Raw genomic sequence first — 19,585 nt, 5'->3', positions numbered from 1 at the left:
CCTCCAATGTCTGATTCCATATCTTGTTGTCCATGACCCGTTTTCTATCTTCAGCGCCTGATCCTCAGGCGCTAGACCCTGATGTGCCCGGCCCGGGCCGAGGCCCTTTGGGCGTGTTGCTGATCAATCTGGGCACGCCCGATGCGCCGACCCCGGCTGCGGTGCGCCGCTACCTGAAAGAATTTTTGTCTGACCCCCGCGTGGTCGAACTCCCCGGCGTGCTGTGGCAACTGATTTTGCGGCTGTTTGTGCTGACGCGCCGACCAGCCGCCATTGCGCCCAAATACGCTGAAATCTGGCTGGAACGCGGATCACCCTTGCTGGTGCATGGTCAGGACTTGGCCCAGGGAGTTGCCCAGTCGTTGGCTGCGCAAGGTCTGGGCGTGCGGGTAGAGCTGGCGATGCGTTATGGTCAGCCGGCCCTGGATGCCGCCATCGAGCGATTGCAGGCGGCAGGCTGTGGCCGTATTTTGGTGGCGCCGTTATACCCCCAGTACGCCGCCAGCACGACCGCGACGGCGGTCGATGCGGTCAGTCGGCACCTGGCCCGATTGCGCCATCAGCCCACCTTGCGTTATCTGGATCGCTTTTACCGGGCGCCCGCCTACATTCAGGCATTGGCCCGATCGGTGCGTGCGCACTGGGATCAGGCGGGGCAGGCGGAGCGCCTGCTGCTCAGCTTTCATGGCTTGCCGCAGTCCTGTGTGCGCCAGGGTGATCCCTATTTTCGCGACTGTATGCAGACGGCGGCAGCGCTGCGCGCGCAACTGGGTGCTGACGGCGCCCGGCTGCATGTCAGTTTCCAGAGCCGCTTTGGCGCGGCCCCTTGGCTGCAGCCCTATACCCAGCCCACGCTGGAATCCTGGGCGCGTGATGGGGTGGCGTCGGTGGATGTGCTGTGTCCCGGGTTCGTGGCGGATTGCCTGGAGACCCTGGAAGAAATCAATCTGGAGTGTCGTCAGGCCTTTCTGGCTGCGGGTGGCCGGGATTTTCGCTATATCCCCTGCCTGAATGCCAATCCTGATTGGATTCAGGGTTTTGCCGGCCTATTGGCGGACAATCTGGCCGGGTGGGCAGATGATTCTGTCGCAGGCTCTTGAAATCCCTGGCTTACCCCTTATTTATAGAGCAACTTTTCTATTTTCTGTTTTGGAGATCGCACCATGTCGGCACCCCAGGATGACTTGGATCCGAAATTGACGGGCGTACCGCCCCAGGGTCCAGCCGATGCTTTTGATGCCTTTGGCATCCCCCCGGCTGAACAGCCAACCGAGGATCTGGCGGTTCTGTTGGCCGAAGCGCAGGCCAAGATCGGCGAATACCACGATCAACTGCTGCGTGCCCATGCCGAGGTCGAGAACATCCGTCGTCGGGCTCAGGATGACGTTGCCAAGGCGCGTAAATTCGGCACGGAATCCTTTGCCGAGAGCCTGATTCCTGTGCGCGATAGCCTGGAGGCCGCCCTGGCCCAGGAAAACCAGACGGCGGAAGACTGGCAGCAGGGCGTCGAGTCCACTTTGCGCCAATTGAATACCGCTTTCGAGCGCAATCAGATGCGCGAGATCGCGCCTCAGCCGGGCGATAACTTCGATCCGCACCGGCATCAGGCCATTTCCAACGTGCCGTCGCCACACCCCCAGGGTGCTGTGGCCCAGAGCCTGCAAAAAGGCTATCTGATCGCTGATCGGGTGCTGCGTCCAGCCTTGGTCATGGTGTCGACCGGCCAGCCTTGAAATCGGTCGTTACGCCCCCACATCACAGACATCGGCGGATCAAGCCCGCCCCCTTATACAAACATTGACAGGATCAACTATGAGCAAGATCATCGGGATCGACCTTGGGACGACCAACAGCTGTGTCGCTGTGCTGGACGGTTCGAAGGTCCAGATCATTGAAAACTCCGAAGGCACGCGTACAACGCCTTCCATTGTGGCCTACATGCAGGACGGTGAAATCCTGGTGGGTGCGCCTGCAAAACGCCAGGCGGTGACCAACCCCACCAATACCGTCTATGCCGTCAAGCGCCTGATCGGTCGTAAATTCGACGAAAAAGCGGTGCAAAAAGACATCGACCTGATGCCTTACAAGATCCTCAAGGCCGACAATGGCGACGCCTGGGTCGAGGCACAAGACAAGAAAATGGCCCCGCCGCAGGTGTCTGCCGACATTCTGCGCAAGATGAAGAAAACCGCCGAGGACTATCTGGGCGAGGAAATCACCGAGGCCGTGATCACGGTGCCGGCGTATTTCAACGACAGCCAGCGTCAGGCAACCAAGGACGCCGGGCGCATTGCCGGCCTGGAAGTCAAGCGCATCATCAACGAGCCTACCGCTGCCGCTCTGGCGTTTGGTCTGGACAAGGCCGAGCGCGGTGACCGTAAAATCGCCGTGTATGACCTGGGCGGCGGGACGTTCGACGTCTCCATCATCGAGATCGCCGATGTGGACGGTGAAAAGCAATTTGAAGTCCTGTCGACCAACGGTGATACCTTCCTGGGTGGTGAAGATTTCGATCTGCGCATCATCAGTTACATCATCGACGAATTCAAGAAAGACTCCGGCGCCGACCTGTCCAAGGACGTGCTGGCCATGCAACGCCTGAAAGAAGCTGCCGAAAAGGCCAAGATCGAGCTTTCTTCCACGCAGCAGACCGAGATCAACCTGCCGTACATCACGGCGGATGCATCCGGCCCGAAACACCTGAATCTGAAGATCACCCGTTCGAAGCTCGAAGCGCTGGTCGAAGACTTGATCGAGCGCACGATCGAGCCCTGCCGTATCGCCATCAAGGACGCCGGCGTCAAGGTCTCTGACATTGACGACGTGATTCTGGTGGGTGGTATGTCGCGTATGCCCAAAGTCCAGGAAAAGGTCAAGGAATTCTTTGGCCGCGATCCCCGCAAGGACGTGAACCCCGACGAAGCTGTGGCTGCCGGTGCTGCCATTCAGGGCTCGGTGCTGTCGGGTGACCGCAAGGACGTGCTGCTGCTGGACGTGACGCCGCTGTCCCTGGGGATCGAGACCCTGGGTGGCGTGATGACCAAGATGATCAAGAAAAACACCACGATTCCGACGCGGTTTTCACAGGTGTTTTCGACAGCCGACGATAATCAGCCAGCCGTGACGATCAAGGTCTATCAAGGCGAACGCGAGATCGCTGCCGGCAACAAGGCCCTGGGTGAATTCAACCTGGAAGGCATTCCGCCCGCAGCGCGTGGCTTGCCGCAAATCGAGGTTACTTTCGACATCGACGCCAACGGTATTTTGCATGTCTCAGCCAAGGATAAAGGCACCGGCAAGGAAAACAAGATCACGATCAAGGCCAGTTCCGGCCTGACCGAGGACGAAATTGAGCGCATGGTGAAGGATGCCGAGGCCAATGCCGAGGAAGATCACCGCGTGGCTGAACTTGCCCTGGCGCGTAACCAGGCCGATGGGCTCGCACACTCCACCCGCAAGTCCTTGACTGAATACGGCGACAAGCTCGAAGCCTCTGAAAAGGAAGCCATCGAGGCTGCCATCAAAGACCTCGAGGAAGCCGCCAAGGGCGACGACAAGGCTGTGATTGATGCCAAGACCGAGGCCCTGGCCACGGCTGCGCAGAAGCTTGGCGAGAAGATGTACGCCGACATGCAGGCGCAGGCAGCCGCCGAAGGCGCAACAGCGGCTGACGGTGCCAAGCCCGCGGACGATGATGTCGTCGATGCCGACTTCAAGGAAGTCAAGCGCGACTAATATTGCTGTGCCTGTCGCCGACCATCCCATCCGGGAGGTCGGCGCAGTGCAGCAGTCTGCCTGCCGCCCGGGTTCGGTGTTTACCGATCCGGGCATCTGTCCTTTAACCGTAGCGTATTCAGCAAGTAACCGATAGCCATGGCAAAACGAGATTTCTACGAAGTCCTAGGGGTAGCCAAGAACGCCTCCGATGACGATATCCGCAAGGCTTATCGCAAGCTGGCGATGAAGTATCACCCAGACCGTAACCCGGACAGCAAGGAAGCCGAAGACAAATTCAAAGAGGCCAAAGAGGCCTACGAGATGCTGTCCGATGCAGAAAAGCGTGCTGCCTATGACCGCTTTGGTCATGCGGGGGTGGACCCCAATGCTGCCGGCCCAGGCATGGGCGCTGGCGCGGGTGGTTTCGCCGATGCCTTTGGCGATATTTTTGGCGAGATATTTGGAGGCGCCGGTGGTCGGCGAGGCGGTGGCGGCGGGCCGCAGGTCTATCGCGGAGCCGATCTCAAATACAACCTGGAAATCAGCCTGGAGCAGGCGGCCAACGGTTTTGATACCGAGATCCGCATTCCCAGCTGGGAAACCTGCGATTTCTGTCATGGGTCGGGGGCCAAGGCCGGCACGACGCCGCATACCTGCCAGACGTGTGGCGGCAGCGGTGCCGTGCGTATGCAGCAGGGGTTTTTCAGCGTGCAGCAGACTTGCCCCACCTGTCATGGTTCGGGCAAGGAAATCTCCAACCCTTGCGCAGAATGCGATGGCGTAGGCCGCATCCGCAAAAACAAAACTTTGCAGGTCAAGATCCCGGCCGGGATCGATGACGGCATGCGCATCCGCTCATCGGGCAATGGCGAACCCGGTGTGAATGGCGGGCCTCCGGGCGATTTGTTCGTCGAGATCCGCATCATTCCGCATGGTATCTTCCAGCGCGATGGCGAAGATCTGCATTGTGAATTGACGATTCCATTCACCAAGGCCGCCTTGGGAGGTTCCCTGGAAGTCCCGACCTTGTCTGGGCGGGGTGAGATCACCATTCCTGAAGGCACCCAGACAGGCAAGACCTTCCGCTTGCGCGGCAAGGGTGTCAAAGGGATTCGTTCCAGCTATCCGGGCGATCTGTATTGCCACGTGGCGGTCGAGACCCCAGTGCGTTTGAATGACGAACAAAAGGCGTTGCTGCGTCAGTTCGAAGCCTCGCTCAGTAATGGTGGTGACCGCCATTCCCCAAAAAGCGAATCCTGGACGGATAAGGTCAAAAACTTCTTTTCCTGATCTTTTTGGCGCTTTTCTTGTAGACCCCGCACTGCCCTCAGGCAATGCGGGGTTTTTCTTGGGATTTCAGTGCGAGAGGGCGGTATCGGCGGCAATCGCGATGCTGAGCTGATCCGGTGTCAGGAAATCGCGCATGGCCTGGTTGACCTCGTCGGCGCTGAGGGCTTGCAGCCGGGTGATCGTGGCTTGCTGCCAGGCAAAGCTGCGCTCGGTATCCAGATAGTCCAGCCACTGATTGGCCAGCCAGCTATCGCTGGATCGGCCCAGCTTCATATAGTTCAGCAATGATTTGACGCCCTGATCGACTTCGGCCTGCGTAAAGCCGGTTTTCAGGGCGTCGGCCAAGGCCTGTTGCATGGCGGTTTGCAGTGGGGCTGCGTTTTGTGAGGCCATGGTGGCAAACAGCGACCAGCCCCCGGAGGGCTCCCAGGCCGAGGCCTGCACGCGACTGCCCACGGTGTAGGACAGACCGCCCTGGACGCGGATGGCCTGCCACAGGCGGGAGTCCTGCGAACCGCCCAGCAGGTAGTTGGCCAGCGCCAGTGCGGGCCAGCGTGGGTCGGTATCCTGCAGTTTCAGGGGCAGCACGGCCAGATAATTGGCATTGGCCTTGCCGGGGGCAGGAATGTGGAATACATCGGGGGTGACGGCATACCAGGGATCGGGAATGCGCTGGTAGGCGGGCGCCTGTTGCCAGCCCGCCAGCCCCTGACGCAGGCTGTCGGTCAGAGCCTGGGGATCAAAATCCCCCACTGCGGACACCAGCAGGTCGCCCGCACCATAAAACTGATGATGGAAGGCCTGCAGTTGATCGCGTGTCAGGGTCTTGGCATGGGCGCTCAGCTCTTGGGCCGTTGGGGTATAGCGGACATCGTCCGGTTGCCATGGCTGATCGTGCCGTTGCAAAGTATTTTGCACCAGCCAGGCAGGGCTGACGGCCTGGTTTTCGATGTTGGTCTCCAGGCTGCGCTGGATTTCCTGCAGTTCGGATTCCGGAAAGCTGGGATGGCGCAAGAGCGTGAAGGCCAATTCCATCAGGGTCGGCAGATGTTGGCGCGAACTGCGCATACTGACCGTCAAGGTATTGCCTGCGCTGCCGAATGTCAGCCCGGAGTCCAGTTCGGTCAGGCGATCTTCGATTTGTTGGCGCGTCAGCCCCTGGGCACCGCGCAGCAGCATGGATGCCGTGATGTCGGGCACCAGACCCAGGCCTTGCATTTGCTGGACAGTACCCGCCCGCAGGCTGATATTGACGAAGACTTGATCGCCAGGGGTGGGCTTGGGCAGCAATGCCATGGCTACCTGGCCGTTGGGCAGGTTCAGGACGCTGCGCTGGGTGGCGCTATCCAATGCCAGCGGGTCCGTGTCGAAAGCCGTCGTGGCGGGACGGGTGGTGCCGGTTTCCAACTGTGCGATCCAAGGGGCCAGGTCAGCGGTCGGGGCTGCAGGGGCATAGACAGGATCTGACGTGGGCAGATAAAGCCCGCTGGTCCGGTTGGTCGGCAGCAGCCAGGTAGTCAGGGCTTGGCGGATGGTGTCCAGGGTCAGGGCGCGCACCTGCATGGGCTCGATGAAAAACAGACGCCAGTCGCCACGCGATACGGCGTCGGACAAAGCGTCGGCCAGGCTGGCCGAGTGGTCGTAGACTTTCTGCCATTGATTCAGCCAGGCCGTGCGGTTGCGTTCCAGGGCGGCTTGGTCCAGCAGGGGGATGCCGCTGGTTTCCAGGGCGGTTTCCAGGGCGCGCAAGGCAGCCTGAGGGTCGGCGCCAGGTTGTAGCTGAGCCCCGAAGACCGCATAGCCGGGTTGCTGCAGGGCACGGGCAAAGCCAAACACTTGGCTGGCCTGGCCGGATTGAACCAGATCCTGATACAGGGGGCCGGCTGGGCTGTCGGCCAGCATGGCTGTGCCCATGGACAGAGCCGTGAAGGTATCGCTGGCGCTGGCGGGGAGATGGTATTGCACAATGGCGATGGGGCTGCCGCCTATGCGTTCCAGGGTGACGGCGCGTGCGCCTTGCTGGACGGGTTCGGTGGTGTATTCAGGAGGCAGGATGCGCTTGGGCGCGGCGATGGTGCCAAACGATTGGGTGATCCACTGCAAAGCTTGGGCAGGGTCGAATTGCCCGGCAACGATCAGTACGGCGTTGTCGGGCTGATAGTACTGGTGATAAAAGGCTCGCAACTGGGTGATATCTACGTTTTCAACGTCGGATCTGGCCCCGATCACGCTGCGCCCGTACGGGTGCCATAGATAGGCGGCGGCATTGGTTTGCTGCATCAAAATGCTGAAGGGGCTGTTTTCGCCCTGTTCCATCTCATTGCGCACGACCGGCATTTCCGCATCCAGGTCCTGGCGGCTGATGCTGGCATTGAGCATGGCGTCGGCCTGCCAGGATAAGTACCACTGCAAAGTCTCCGGGTCGCTGGCGAAGGTGGCGTAATAGTTGGTCAGATCGGTGGTGGTGGAGCCATTGGCGGCCAGTCCGCGCCGGGAAAACTCGGCCATGGCGTCCGGAAATTGGGGACTGCCTCGGAACAGCAGATGTTCCAGCAGATGCGCCATGCCGGTCTCGCCTGCCCCCTCGTTGCGTGATCCCACCCGGTAACTCATATTGACCGTGGTCTGGGCGCGGGATGGATCGGGTGCCAGCAAAATGGTCAGACCGTTATCCAGCCGGTATTCGCTGACGCCCTGGATAGTGACGATGGGCTGGATGCCGTCGGCGGGCGCCGCTGTGTTGCTGGCATAAACAGGCATCAGGCCAGTTAAAGCCAGTATCAATAGGGCCAGGCAAGTTTTCAGTCGATTCATGGATGCAGGCGGGAGGTGGGAAAGAGTTCATCACCTTACTTCAAATAAGGACGAAGCTGGGCCGCCGGGCATGAAAAGAACCGCCTTTACGGTGGTTCTTCAAAGCGGGCGGCTCGAAGGGGCCGCCCATGCCGGGATTCAGCGACCTGGCAATCGGTTTTGTGGCTCAGCCGTGCGTGGGGAAGGCGAATTCCGCACCCTTGGCTTCGCTGTCGGGCCAGCGTTGCATGACAGATTTCTGGCGCGTGTAAAAGCGCACGCCTTCCTCGCCGTAGACGTTCATATCGCCGAACAAGCTGTTTTTCCAGCCGCCAAAGCCGTGCCAGGCCATGGGTACAGGGATGGGGACATTAATGCCCACCATGCCGACCTGGATGCGGCGGGCGAATTCGCGGGCAGCGTGTCCATCGCGCGTAAAGCAGGCCACGCCATTGCCGAAGCTGTGGGTGTTGATGATCTGGATCGCGGATTCGATATCGGGTGCGCGCACGCAGGCCAGGACAGGTCCGAAGATTTCCTCTTGGTAGATGCGCATGTCGGGCGTGACATGGTCAAACAGGCAGCCGCCGATAAAAAAGCCTGCTTCGTGGCCGGGAACCTTCAGTTGGCGGCCATCCTGCACCAGGGTTGCCCCTTCGTTGACGCCGATCTCCAGATAATTGGTGATGCGCTGGACGGCCTCTTGGGTGATGACCGGGCCCATTTCGGCCTGAGGGTCCATGCCGTGCGAAACCTTCAAGGTGCGCGCGCGTTCTGCCAGAATCGGGACGATGCGGTCGGCGGCATCGCCCACCAGGACTGCGACGGAAACCGCCATGCAGCGTTCGCCAGCGGCCCCGTAAGCCGAGCCGATCAGCGCATCGACCGCCTGATTCATGTCGGCGTCGGGCATGACCACCATGTGGTTCTTGGCGCCGCCCAGGGCCTGAACGCGTTTCCCGTGGTGTGCGCCGCGCTCGTAGATGGACCGGGCGATCGGGGTAGAGCCGACAAAGCTGATGGCCTGTACGTCAGGGTGGGTCAGCAAGGCATCCACCGTGTTCTTGTCGCCCTGAAGCACGGTGAAGACGCCGTCGGGCAGGCCAGCTTCGCGCAACAGATCGGCGATCCGCAGCGAGACTGAAGGATCGCGTTCGCTGGGTTTGAGAATGAAACAGTTGCCCGAGGCCAGGGCCAGCGGAAACATCCAGCACGGCACCATGGCCGGAAAGTTGAACGGCGTGATGCCTGCCACGACGCCCAAGGGCTGACGAACAGTCCAGTTATCCAACCCGGTCGCGACTTGTTCGGTGTAGTCCCCTTTCAGCAACTGCGGGATGCCGCAGGCGAATTCAATGATATCGATGCCGCGGGCCAGCTCGCCCATGGCGTCGCTGAAGACCTTGCCGTGCTCTGCCGTGATGATGGCAGCCAGTTCTTCGCAGTGTGCGTTCATCAGTTCCAGGAACTTGAACATGACGCGGGCGCGGCGGGGGGCGGGGGTGTTGGCCCAGGCCGGAAATGCCGCGACGGCGGAACTGACGGCGGATTCGACATCGGCGGCACAGGCCAGCCGCAGTTGCCGGGCGACTGCACCGGTGGCTGGATTGAAGATGGCCTGAGTTTTTGACCCTTGCCCCAAGGTGCGCTGCCCGTTGATGAAATGAACTACATCTGCGGTATCTGTATAAGCCTGCATGGAAGTCTCCAGGGAATGGTGGGTGGCTGGTAACGCGATTTTCAAACCAGTGTAGGAAGGGGCCGCTGGACTGCATAGCCTAAAAAGCTGGAATCATTGTTTAAAATAATGAACAATAATCATATGGATTACAAAAACATTGATCGGCTCTGGCCCCACATTCACTGGTTGAACGTTCTGTCGGAACAAGGCAGTTTTACGTCGGCGGCGCGGCGGCTGGCGGTCAGCAAGGCCGCCATGAGCCAACGGATGGCCGAACTTGAATCTGTGGCAGGTGTCCCACTGATTCTGCGTACGACGCGCTCGGTGCGCCTGACCGATGCGGGCCGCCAACTGGTGGACGACACGCGGGATGCCTACTTACAGATTGCCCGTAGCTTTGCCGAGGTCCAGGATTTATCCACGGTGCCGGCGGGTTTGTTGCGGGTGACGGCGCCAGTGGCGTTTGCGCGTCAGCAGTTGGTGGCGTGCCTGCCGGAATTCATGCGGCGCTATCCCCGGATTCGCCTGGAATTGGACATGCGCGATAGCCTGGTGTCCCTGACCTCCGAAGGCTTCGATCTGGCCTTGCGCCATATCGAAGTGCCGCCGGATATTTATGTGGCACGGGCGTTGTGCAGCACCCGCACACTGTTGTTGGCCAGCCCTGCCTATCTGGCCAGGCAGGGGACGCCCCAGGACCCTTGGCAGCTCAAGGGGCATCATCATTTGCATTATCCCCGCCAGCAAGGGGTGACCAATTGGGTATTTAAGCCGACCCGGTCATCATCGGTGGAAAAACCCGTCACGGTGCCTGTTCAGCCTTGTTTTGTGGCCAATAACAGCGAGGTGCTGCGCGATATGGCGTGCGCTGGCTTGGGCATTGCCGTTTTGCCGGATTTTTCGGCGCAGCAGGCGGTTCGGGAAGGGAAATTGCAGGAAATCCTGCCCGATTGGCAGGCAGTCAATACGTTTGGCCGCACGATTTTTGCCCTGCGACCTTATTCGGCCCGCACGCCGCGCAATGTCCGGGTGTTGCTGGATTATCTGCTGGAAGTCTTTGCCGATGGGTTCGATGGTGGGGCGGATTCCGCGCGTTCCCGTTCTTCCTGAAAGAACTGCCATAGTCGCGGGTTTGCACTATAAGCGACATTAAAGCGGAACCAGCCTGCTTCCTGGCCTTCGGGGTCGAAGTAGCTGCCGGGCGCCAGCCAGATGCCGGCCTGCAGGGCGCGGGCAGCCAGGCTGATCATGCTGTCCCGGGACAAGGGATAGGGCGGCCTGGCCCACAGAAACAGCCCGGCCCCAGGCTCTGTCCAGATATCGAACGCATGCGTTTGCATCATGGTGGCGACTTGGTCATGGGCCCGATGCAGACGTTCGCGGATACTGCGCATATAGGTGCTGTGTCGGCCATCGCGCAAGACTTGAAATACCGCGCGCTCCATGAGTTCGGCTGAGGTCAGCCCCAGCGACATTTTAGTGTGCGTGCATTGTTCGACCAAGGGCTTGGCGCAGGTCAGATAGCCGACCCGGGTGGATGGCATGACGTTTTTGGAAAAACCCGAAATATGAATCACCCGGCTGGTGCCTGCCAAAGCGGCCAACAGCGGGGCGGGCTCGGGCAGCAGATCGCGCGATACATCGTCTTCGACGACCAGAAAGTCATGGCGTTCCGCCAGTTGCAGCAAGCGGAAAGCGCCTGCCATGGAAAAACTGGCGCCCGTGGGATTTTGCAGCACGGTGGTGACAAACATGGCGCGGATCGGATGCTGTGCCGCCAGGTCTTCCAGAGTTTGTTCGCAAATGCCTTCGCGGGTGCGGGGCACGGCATGGACGACGATCTGGCTGAGGGCCAGAATCTGCAACAGATTGGCATAGCAGGGGGATTCGACGGCGACGTGGTCGCCTGGACGCAGAATGGTGCGTACCGCGATGTCCAGCGCCTGGGTAGCCCCGTGCGTCAGCAGGATCTGATTGGGTTCCACATCCAGGCCATGGTCTTGCAGGCGCTGGGTAATGAGTTCGCGCAGCGGGTGATACCCCAGCGGATGACCATAGGACGATACCTGACTGACGGGGGCCCGGCTGATCTGGCGCAATGCGGGTGGCAGCCCGGCTTCGTCGTGCCAGTCGGGCGGCAGCCACCCGCACCCTGCCTTGATCGAAATCGAGTGATCGGCGAAGACGTCGGCCAGCAGCCAGGACGAGCCAATACGCGGCATGACCCACTGAGGAACGCTGGACTGCAGCACGGGTTTTTGGCGGCTGACCCGGAAGTTTGCCCCCGGCTGGGATTGCACCAGGCCGCGTGCGACCAGGCGGTTATAGGCGTTCGTGACTGTGAAGGTGCTGAGTCCGTGATCCCGGGAAAACTGGCGAATTGAAGGCAGGACCATGCCGGGGCGCAGGGTCTTTTGTTGGATGGCGTGTTCCAGTGCTGCGACGGTTTGATCCACCAGGGAGGGCGTTTCCTTGCGTCGGCGATCCGGGATGAAAAAAATCATGATTGCTGGCCTGATCGTTATCAATCAATACAGTTGTCTCGGTTCTGACTGTACAGTTATCTGAGGATTCTGTCACCGTGTATGGTTTTCGCCTGTCTGCCAGACCAGAATGGATTCACTGATTTTTGGTCTCCGAAACCCTGCATTGAGAGGCTGTTATGCAAACTGAAGTGAAAAAATCCCCAGACATGTCCAATTTGTGGATGCCGTTTACTGCCAACCGCCAATTCAAGGCGCATCCTCGTATGCTGACGGCGGCCAAGGGCATGTACTACACCGCCGGCGATAGCCATCAGGTGCTGGATGGCACCTCGGGGCTGTGGTGTGTCAACGCTGGCCATGGGCGTCAGGCTATTGTGGATGCCATCAGCCGCCAGGCAGCCAGTCTGGATTATGCCCCCAGCTTCCAGATCGGCCACGAGGACTCGTTCCTGGCGGCGTCGGATGTTGCCGCCATGATGCCGCAGGGGCTGGATCGGGTGTTCTTCACCAATTCCGGTTCCGAATCCGTCGATACCGCACTGAAGATCGCCGTGGCCTACCATCGCGCCCGGGGCGAAGGCCAGCGCACCCGTTTGATCGGCCGCGAGCGCGGCTATCACGGCGTGGGCTTTGGCGGGATATCGGTTGGGGGGATCTCGCCCAATCGCAAGGCGTTTTCAGGGGTGTTGCTGCCAGGCGTGGATCACCTGCCGCATACGCATGACCTGGCCCACAACGCCTGGTCGCACGGCCAGCCCGCCTGGGGCGGCGAACATTTCGCCAATGCCCTGGAAAGCATCATCGCCTTGCACGATGCCTCTACCATTGCCGCCGTGATCGTCGAACCCCTGGCGGGCTCCACCGGTGTCTTGCTGCCGCCCAAGGGCTATCTTGAAAGATTGCGGGCCATCACAGAAAAACACGGCATCTTGTTGATTTTCGACGAAGTGATCACTGGATTTGGCCGCCTGGGTGCCGCCACCGCCAGCGAGTTCTTCGGCGTGACGCCTGATCTCATCACCATGGCCAAGGGCATCAGCAATGCCGCCGTGCCAGCCGGTGCCGTGGCGGTGCGTCGTTCTGTACACGACACGATTATTGATGCCAGCGCAGCCGGCATCGAATTCTTCCATGGCTATACCTATTCGGCACACCCGCTGGCGACTGCTGCGGTCCGAGCCACCCTGGGTATTTATCGTGATGAAGGCCTGTTCCAGCGCGCAGCAGGTCTTGCTGCGCCCTTCGAGGCCGCCGCCCATGCCCTCAAGGGCAGCCCCCACGTGATCGATATCCGCAACCTGGGGTTGGTGGCCGGGATCGAGATGGCGCCGCGTCCTGGTGCGCCGGGCGCCCGCGCCGCCGAGGTCTTTTCAAAATGCTTTGATCAAGGGGTGTTGGTGCGCTACACCGGCGACACCATTGCGGTTTCGCCACCGCTGATCATTACCGAAGACCAGATTGCCCAGCTTTTCGGCACGCTGGCAACGGTGCTGGCAACCGTGGATTGATCCGTGAATCGGGGTGAGGCTGTGATCCACATTTTTTGCTTGAGGCTGAACGGGGGGGCCGCCCCTCCCATCTTGTCATCAGCCTAGCGCGCCCTCGCGCATAGGCATGGCATGTTCATTAATGGGCGGCATTCTTGACACGCTCAATATAAAAGATACGGAGACAATATGAACAGACGTGATCTTCTCAAAATAGGTGGTCTTGCCTTGCTGGCGACGCCGCTGTCCTTGAAATCCGCCTTTGCGGCAGAACCCCAGATTTTGTTTGGCATTCCCAATCCGATGTCTGGCCCTTTTGCCGCCAACGGCAAGTTCGCTGCGATGGGGGCTGAACTCTTTTTCGATCATTACAAAACACTGATCGGGCGGCCAACAGCCTTTAAGGTGCTGGATACTCAGGGCAAGCCTGCCACTGCTGTACGCCAGGTTCAGGATCTGTTCGAACAGGATAAGGCCCGGTTCTTCGGGGGCGGGATTTTATCTTCTGAAGCCTTGGCTGCAGGCAAAGAGCTGGACAAGCTGGGCGGGGTTTTTGTGACGACAGCCGGGGCAGATGAAATCACCGGGGTAGATTGCAACCGGGCCACATTCCGCTGGTCCGTGCCAACGTACGGCGCTGTTCGGGAAACCATTGGCCCTCTGATCAAGATGCTGCCCAATGCCAAGCGCTGGTACACCATCACGCCGAAATATGTGTTTGGCGAAGGCCTGCTGTCGGCGACCAAAGATATTCTGAAAGAAAATAACCTGGAACTGGTCGGCAATAGCTATCACTCGCTGGATGAGCGCGAGTTCAGTGGTTATCTGACCAATGCCATGGCCAGCAAGCCGGATGTTCTGGTCTTGTTGAATTTCGGTTCACAAAGCTCGGAAGCTTTGCGCCAGGCAGTCAGCTTTGGTATGAAAACCAACACCACGATCTTGATGGCCTGGGCATCGGGCCTGGAGCAATTCGAGACCCTGGGGGCCGATCTGTGCGAAGGCGTTTACTTTGGGGTGCAGTATTGGCATCAGATTGATTCCCCGCTGAACAAGATATTTGTCCAGCAGACCAAGGAAAAATTCAATATCAATCCGAACTACAGCCTGGCAGGTGCCTACATCATGTGCAAGATGATGGCGGATGGCATTGTCAAGGCGGGATCGGCAGATCCTGCTGCGGTGATCGCCGCCATGGAGGGAACCAGTTACGACGGCTTGACCGGCACCGAGGTAATCCGCAAGGAAGATCACCAAGTGATCAAAAATTACTATCTCCTGAAAGGAAAAGCCAAATCGGCCATGGCTGATTCAGATGACTATTGCGATATTGTTCATGGCGGGCAATCGTTCCTGAGTCCAGAGCAAGCAGGCTGCAAGATGCCTGCCTGATCGTGGCTAGTTTCTGGCGGCATTAAAAAAGTGTCGTTGTTTCCTCGGCTGTTTTCTGCAGCCGAGGCACTCTTTTTCAGGAAACTACTGTCGTGAGTCTATACCTCCTCCAGGTGATCAACGGGGTCGGCATAGGAATGCTTTACTTCCTGCTGGCAGTCGGTTTGTCGATCATATTCGGCTTATTGAGATTTGTGAATTTTGCCCATGGCGCCTTTTATCTTCTGGGTGCCTATGTTTGTTATGCCTTGGTGCAATCAGGCATCAGTTTCTGGTTGGTCCTGGTCCTGGGGCCGGTCATCGTCGGTTTCTGTGCCTGGGTGATCGAACGCTTGCTCTTGCGCAAGATGTATGACTTGCCGCACGAGTTCCATATCCTGTTCACCTTGGGTCTGGCCTGGGTCATTCAGGAACTCATCATCTCGTATTGGGGGCCTGTCGGGGTGAATGTCTCGCCGCCTGCGGGGCTGTCTGGCGTGGTCATCTGGGGGGATTTCATCTATCCCCAATATCGTCTGTTTGTCATTGCATTTTCAGCCTTGCTGGCGTTTGCCCTGTGGCTGCTCTTGGAACGCACCCGCTTGGGCAGCATTATCCGTGCTGGCAGTGAACAGCCGGAAATGGTGACGCTGCTGCGCATCAATGTCTATCGGATATTCGGCTTGACCTTTGCCCTGGGGGCCGTGACGGCTGGCTTGGCCGGGGTGCTGGCTGCGCCGCTGAGGGGGGTGGAGCCTTATATGGGGATCGAAGCCCTGGCCATTGCCTTTGTCGTGGTCGTGGTCGGTGGCATGGGCAGCTTCAGTGGCGCTTTGCTGGGTGGCTTGCTGGTGGGTATTGTGCAAAGCCTGATGAGCACGCTTTGGCCGTCTGGCGCGGGCCTGATGATTTATGTGGCCATGGCCCTGGTGCTGCTGCTGCGCCCGGATGGTTTGATGGGGAGAGCGCAATGATGACCATGATCCGAAATAAACGCGATGTGATTCTGGCCCTTGTGACGGTGCTGGTGTTGCCATTGGTGTTGTCGTCCGGCTCTCTGGCGACCGAAGTGCTGGTCTTTGCCCTGGCAGCTTTGGGCTGCAATCTGCTGCTGGGCTATGCGGGGCTGCTGTCGTTCGGCCAGGGGATATTCTTTGGAATGGGCAGTTATACCCTGGGGATACTGTTGACCACGACAGGCCTGCCCATGCCGCTGGTGCTGATCCTGTCCATGGTTGTTGGTGTGATCGTGGCCGGTATGGTGGGCTGGCTGGCGATACGTCAAAAGGGCATTTATTTCGTCATGTTGACGCTTGCCTTGGCGCAGATGTTTTATTTTTTGGCTTTTTCCATCCCGGAAGTCACGGGGGGCGATAACGGTTTGCTGGATATCCCCATGCCGGCTTTTTCCGTGTTTGGCTATACCTTGTTTCCCAACCAGACATCCTGGCAGTTTTATTCCTTTGTGGCGGTGATTTTCGTTGTCGTGTTCTGGGCCGTGCAGCGTGTGGTGGATTCCATCTTTGGCCGTACTTTGCTGGCCATGCGCGACAACCCGGATCGTACGGCTGCCTTGGGGTATGACATTATTCATTTCAAGATGGTGGCCTTCATGCTGTCTGGCGCGGTCACCGCGCTGGGTGGGGCCATTTACGCCATGATGACAGGCATTGCCCCCCTGACCAGCATTAACTACCACATGAGCGAATCCATTTTGCTGGTGACGGTGCTGGGGGGTACAGGCAGCTTGTTTGCATCGGTGCTCGGTGCTGCTTTTTATGTGATTTTGTCGGATTGGCTGTCTCATCTGTGGCCGCGCTGGTTGATGATTTTTGGTTTGCTGCTGATGGCGGTCAGTCTGTACATGCAAGGTGGCCTGTGGGGCGCATGCACCATGCTGGCAAGACTTTTCAGGCAGCGACAACCGGATAGCCGTGCCGCCAACAAGGAGACACCATGACGCAAGCAATTCTTCAGGCCAAAGATGTCGTGAAACGATATGGCAAATTCACGGCTGTCTCCGGTGTCAGCCTGAATGTTCTACCCAATACGGTGCATTCCGTGATCGGGCCGAATGGGGCAGGCAAGACTACGCTGTTTCATAGCCTGACAGGGACTGTTCCCCTGACCTCTGGTTCCATTCGGTTTACGGATGCGGAAGTCGGACAGTTGCCGGATTACAAGCGGGTCCAATTGGGGATGGCGCGCTCATTTCAGGTGACGTCCTTGTTCCGATCCTTGACGGTGCGTGAGAACTTGCGCGTGGCCGCGCAGGGCATCCAACCAGGCAAAGCGCTGCATTTCTGGGGGGGCAAGCTGGGTCATACGGACCACAGTGATCTCATCGACAGCATCTTGCAGCGGATCGGCCTGACGCACTGCATGGAACGCGTCAGCGGTCAATTGTCTCATGGCCAGCAGCGCCGCCTTGAGGTCGGGATGGCGCTGGCAGCAAAGCCGAAAATGATTTTTCTCGATGAACCCACCTCAGGCATGGGAATCGATGATATCGACTCCATGAAAGCCATTATTCGCGACTTGCGCAAAGACCTGACGGTTTTGTTGATTGAGCACAATATGGGCATCGTCATGGATATTTCCGACACCATCACCGTGATGCAACTGGGAAAAGTGCTGGTCGAAGGCACGCCGACACAAATCAAAGGCGATGCACGGGTCCGAGAGGCATATCTTGGAAAAATGATTACCGGAGGTGCCTGATGTTTCTGACTGTCGAAAATATTCACGCCTATTATGGCCAGAGCCATGTACTGCAGGATGTCTCGCTGCATGTCGATCAAGGTGAATTGGTTTGTTTACTGGGACGCAATGGCGCTGGAAAATCAACCACGCTGAAAAGCATCATGGGAATCGTTCCCGCCAAGCAGGGCAAGATTCAGTTCAATGGTGTCGATATCACTGCCTTGCCTACCTATCGGATTGCAGGCTGCAATATTTGCCTGATTCCTGAACAACGGGGTATTTTTCGGCAACTGACCGTCGAAGAAAATCTCAAGCTGGCTGCCTACAAAGGATCGCGCTGGTCTTTGGCGGATATTTACCGGATCTTTCCGCGCCTGCAGGAACGCAAGCGCAATGGCGGCGGGCAGTTGTCCGGCGGCGAGCAGCAGATGCTGGCCATTGGGCGTGCCTTGATGAACTCGCCTGATTTATTGATTTTGGACGAGCCTGTCGAAGGTCTGGCCCCCATTATCGTCGAGGAAATCGTCGAGCAGCTCAAACATATCCGCAGCAGCGGTGTCACGATCCTGTTGGTCGAACAAAACCTCGAAGTCTGTACCCAACTGGCGGATCGGCACTATATCCTCGAAAGCGGGTGCATTGTCTATCAAGGCGACAACGAGGCCTTCAAACAGGATACCGATGTTAAAGACCGGTATTTAGGAGTGGGCGAACAAACGCAGGCAGTCTGACGGACAGGCCAACGGCCTGGGCTTGAATCAATCTGAATTGGAGTAGTCATGGATAAAGTGTCTTCCACGCAGTCCCTGATGCGTATCGACGGTAAGCGCTTGTGGGGTTCTTTAATGGATCTTGCCCAGATTGGTGCTACCAAAAAAGGGGGGGTTTGCCGCCTTGCCCTGACAGAACTGGACAGACAGGGCAGGGACCTTTTTGTTCGCTGGGCCCAAGAAGCAGGTTGCTCGGTGCGCATCGATCAGATTGGCAATATCTTTGCACGCCGGGAAGGCCGGGATGCCACCTTGCCGCCCGTCCTGACCGGCAGCCACATTGACACCCAGCCGACAGGCGGGAAGTTCGATGGCAACTATGGTGTGCTGGCAGGGCTTGAGGTTTTGCGCAGCCTGAATGACCGCAATATCCAAACACGGGCTGCCATTGAAGTGGTGGTGTGGACCAACGAAGAAGGCTCCCGGTTTGTGCCTGTGATGATGGGCTCCGGTGTCTTCGTCGATGCCTTTGGGCTGGATGGCGTGCTGAAGCAAAAGGACACTGAGGGCTTGTCGGTGGGCGATGAATTGAAAAAAATCGGCTATGCCGGGAAAACGCCAGCCAAGCATTTCCCCATCAAGGCCTACTTCGAGGCTCATATCGAACAGGGGCCTATTCTTGAAGCCACGGACACACCCATCGGGGTCGTGACTGGGGCATTGGGGCAGCGTTGGTACGACGTGGTCATCGCCGGCATGGAAGCCCATGCCGGGCCAACCCCGATGGATATGCGTCAGGATGCCCTGCTGGCTGCCGCGCGATTGATCCAGTCAGTCAATCAACTAGCCTTGAATCATGCGCCCGATGCACGTTCAACCGTGGGATGGATTGACGCCTATCCCAATTCACGCAATGTCATTCCCGGCACGGTGCGCCTGAGCGTCGATTTGCGAGCCGCCAATGATCATGTGCTTGATCAACTGGATGCCGGTTTGAAAAGCGCTTGCGCTCAGTTGGATGCCGATGGGCGTGTTCGGATGCAGCTGGAACAGGTAGTCTATTTTCCTCCCCAACCGTTTGATGCCGATATGGTTGGTGCCGTGCGTCAGGCCAGCCAGCGGCTGGGTCTGCCGTCTCGGGATATTGTCAGCGGGGCGGGGCATGATGCGGTTTACCTGGCGCGGGTTGCACCAGCCGCCATGATTTTCATTCCTTGCAAGGACGGCATCAGCCACAACGAGATCGAAGACGCCTTGCCTGAGCATATCGAAGCCGGCGGGAATGTCTTGCTGCAAGCCATGCTGCAGGCAGCGGGCATTGTCAATGTTTGATCGCAGCAGGAGTAC

The 19,585-nt window shown here is 58.7% G+C and carries 15 protein-coding genes; 12 read left to right on the top strand and 3 right to left on the bottom strand.

What is annotated here, in order from left to right:
• Positions 1-32 precede the first annotated feature (32 nt).
• The 4 genes from hemH (at position 33) to dnaJ (ending at position 5,007) form a co-directional block, all read left to right on the top strand.
• Positions 33-1,100: a ferrochelatase gene (gene hemH, locus VDP81_RS03445; RefSeq protein WP_322994462.1), complete on the top strand. Its 1,068-nt coding sequence runs from the start codon at positions 33-35 to the stop codon at positions 1,098-1,100.
• 63 nt (positions 1,101-1,163) lie between these two features.
• Positions 1,164-1,733 (top strand): nucleotide exchange factor GrpE, encoded by a 570-nt coding sequence (gene grpE / locus VDP81_RS03440; RefSeq protein ID WP_322994463.1) that lies wholly within the window; start codon positions 1,164-1,166, stop codon positions 1,731-1,733.
• Between the two features lie 79 nt (positions 1,734-1,812).
• On the top strand, positions 1,813-3,735 hold the full coding sequence (dnaK, locus tag VDP81_RS03435) for a molecular chaperone DnaK (RefSeq protein ID WP_322994464.1): 1,923 nt from the start codon (positions 1,813-1,815) through the stop codon (positions 3,733-3,735).
• Positions 3,736-3,873: 138 nt separating this feature from the next.
• Positions 3,874-5,007, top strand: a complete 1,134-nt coding sequence (gene dnaJ, locus VDP81_RS03430) for a molecular chaperone DnaJ (protein ID WP_322994465.1) — start codon at positions 3,874-3,876, stop codon at positions 5,005-5,007.
• Between the two features lie 66 nt (positions 5,008-5,073).
• On the opposite strand, the gene VDP81_RS03425 is transcribed toward dnaJ, so the two are convergent.
• Both VDP81_RS03425 and VDP81_RS03420 read right to left on the bottom strand, forming a co-directional pair.
• On the bottom strand, positions 5,074-7,821 hold the full coding sequence (locus VDP81_RS03425; protein WP_323011552.1) for a pitrilysin family protein: 2,748 nt from the start codon (positions 7,819-7,821) through the stop codon (positions 5,074-5,076).
• A gap of 166 nt (positions 7,822-7,987) precedes the next feature.
• On the bottom strand, positions 7,988-9,499 hold the full coding sequence (locus VDP81_RS03420) for a CoA-acylating methylmalonate-semialdehyde dehydrogenase (RefSeq protein ID WP_322994467.1): 1,512 nt from the start codon (positions 9,497-9,499) through the stop codon (positions 7,988-7,990).
• A 108-nt stretch (positions 9,500-9,607) separates the two neighbouring features.
• Between VDP81_RS03420 and VDP81_RS03415 the strand changes: the two genes are divergently transcribed.
• Positions 9,608-10,591: a LysR family transcriptional regulator gene (locus VDP81_RS03415; protein ID WP_322994468.1), complete on the top strand. Its 984-nt coding sequence runs from the start codon at positions 9,608-9,610 to the stop codon at positions 10,589-10,591.
• Here VDP81_RS03415 and VDP81_RS03410 read toward each other — a convergent pair.
• Positions 10,522-11,985, bottom strand: coding sequence for a PLP-dependent aminotransferase family protein (locus VDP81_RS03410; protein ID WP_322994469.1), 1,464 nt, complete (start codon positions 11,983-11,985; stop codon positions 10,522-10,524). The genes VDP81_RS03415 and VDP81_RS03410 overlap by 70 nt on opposite strands.
• A 158-nt stretch (positions 11,986-12,143) precedes the next feature.
• Between VDP81_RS03410 and VDP81_RS03405 the strand changes: the two genes are divergently transcribed.
• From VDP81_RS03405 to VDP81_RS03375, 7 genes are all read left to right on the top strand, one after another.
• On the top strand, positions 12,144-13,475 hold the full coding sequence (locus VDP81_RS03405) for an aspartate aminotransferase family protein (protein WP_322994470.1): 1,332 nt from the start codon (positions 12,144-12,146) through the stop codon (positions 13,473-13,475).
• A 168-nt stretch (positions 13,476-13,643) separates the two neighbouring features.
• The gene (locus tag VDP81_RS03400) at positions 13,644-14,846 is read left to right on the top strand and encodes an ABC transporter substrate-binding protein (RefSeq protein ID WP_322994471.1); all 1,203 of its coding nucleotides are present in this window, start codon (positions 13,644-13,646) and stop codon (positions 14,844-14,846) included.
• Between the two features lie 92 nt (positions 14,847-14,938).
• The gene (locus tag VDP81_RS03395; RefSeq protein WP_322994472.1) at positions 14,939-15,799 is read left to right on the top strand and encodes a branched-chain amino acid ABC transporter permease; all 861 of its coding nucleotides are present in this window, start codon (positions 14,939-14,941) and stop codon (positions 15,797-15,799) included.
• A complete protein-coding gene (locus VDP81_RS03390; RefSeq protein ID WP_322994473.1) occupies positions 15,796-16,785 on the top strand; it encodes a branched-chain amino acid ABC transporter permease in 990 nt (329 codons plus the stop codon). The genes VDP81_RS03395 and VDP81_RS03390 overlap by 4 nt, the downstream gene beginning before the upstream one ends.
• On the top strand, positions 16,782-17,546 hold the full coding sequence (locus tag VDP81_RS03385) for an ABC transporter ATP-binding protein (protein ID WP_322994474.1): 765 nt from the start codon (positions 16,782-16,784) through the stop codon (positions 17,544-17,546). Before VDP81_RS03390 ends, VDP81_RS03385 begins: the two co-directional genes overlap by 4 nt.
• A complete protein-coding gene (locus tag VDP81_RS03380; RefSeq protein ID WP_322994475.1) occupies positions 17,546-18,259 on the top strand; it encodes an ABC transporter ATP-binding protein in 714 nt (237 codons plus the stop codon). The genes VDP81_RS03385 and VDP81_RS03380 overlap by 1 nt, the downstream gene beginning before the upstream one ends.
• Positions 18,260-18,307: 48 nt before the next feature.
• The gene (locus VDP81_RS03375) at positions 18,308-19,570 is read left to right on the top strand and encodes a Zn-dependent hydrolase (RefSeq protein ID WP_322994476.1); all 1,263 of its coding nucleotides are present in this window, start codon (positions 18,308-18,310) and stop codon (positions 19,568-19,570) included.
• Positions 19,571-19,585 lie beyond the last annotated feature (15 nt).

This window comes from Castellaniella sp., from assembly GCF_034675845.1.
Taxonomy (GTDB): Bacteria; Pseudomonadota; Gammaproteobacteria; order Burkholderiales; family Burkholderiaceae_B; genus Castellaniella.
The sequence above is the reverse complement of the archived record's forward strand: the minus strand, read 5'-3'. Positions and strand labels throughout refer to the sequence as shown.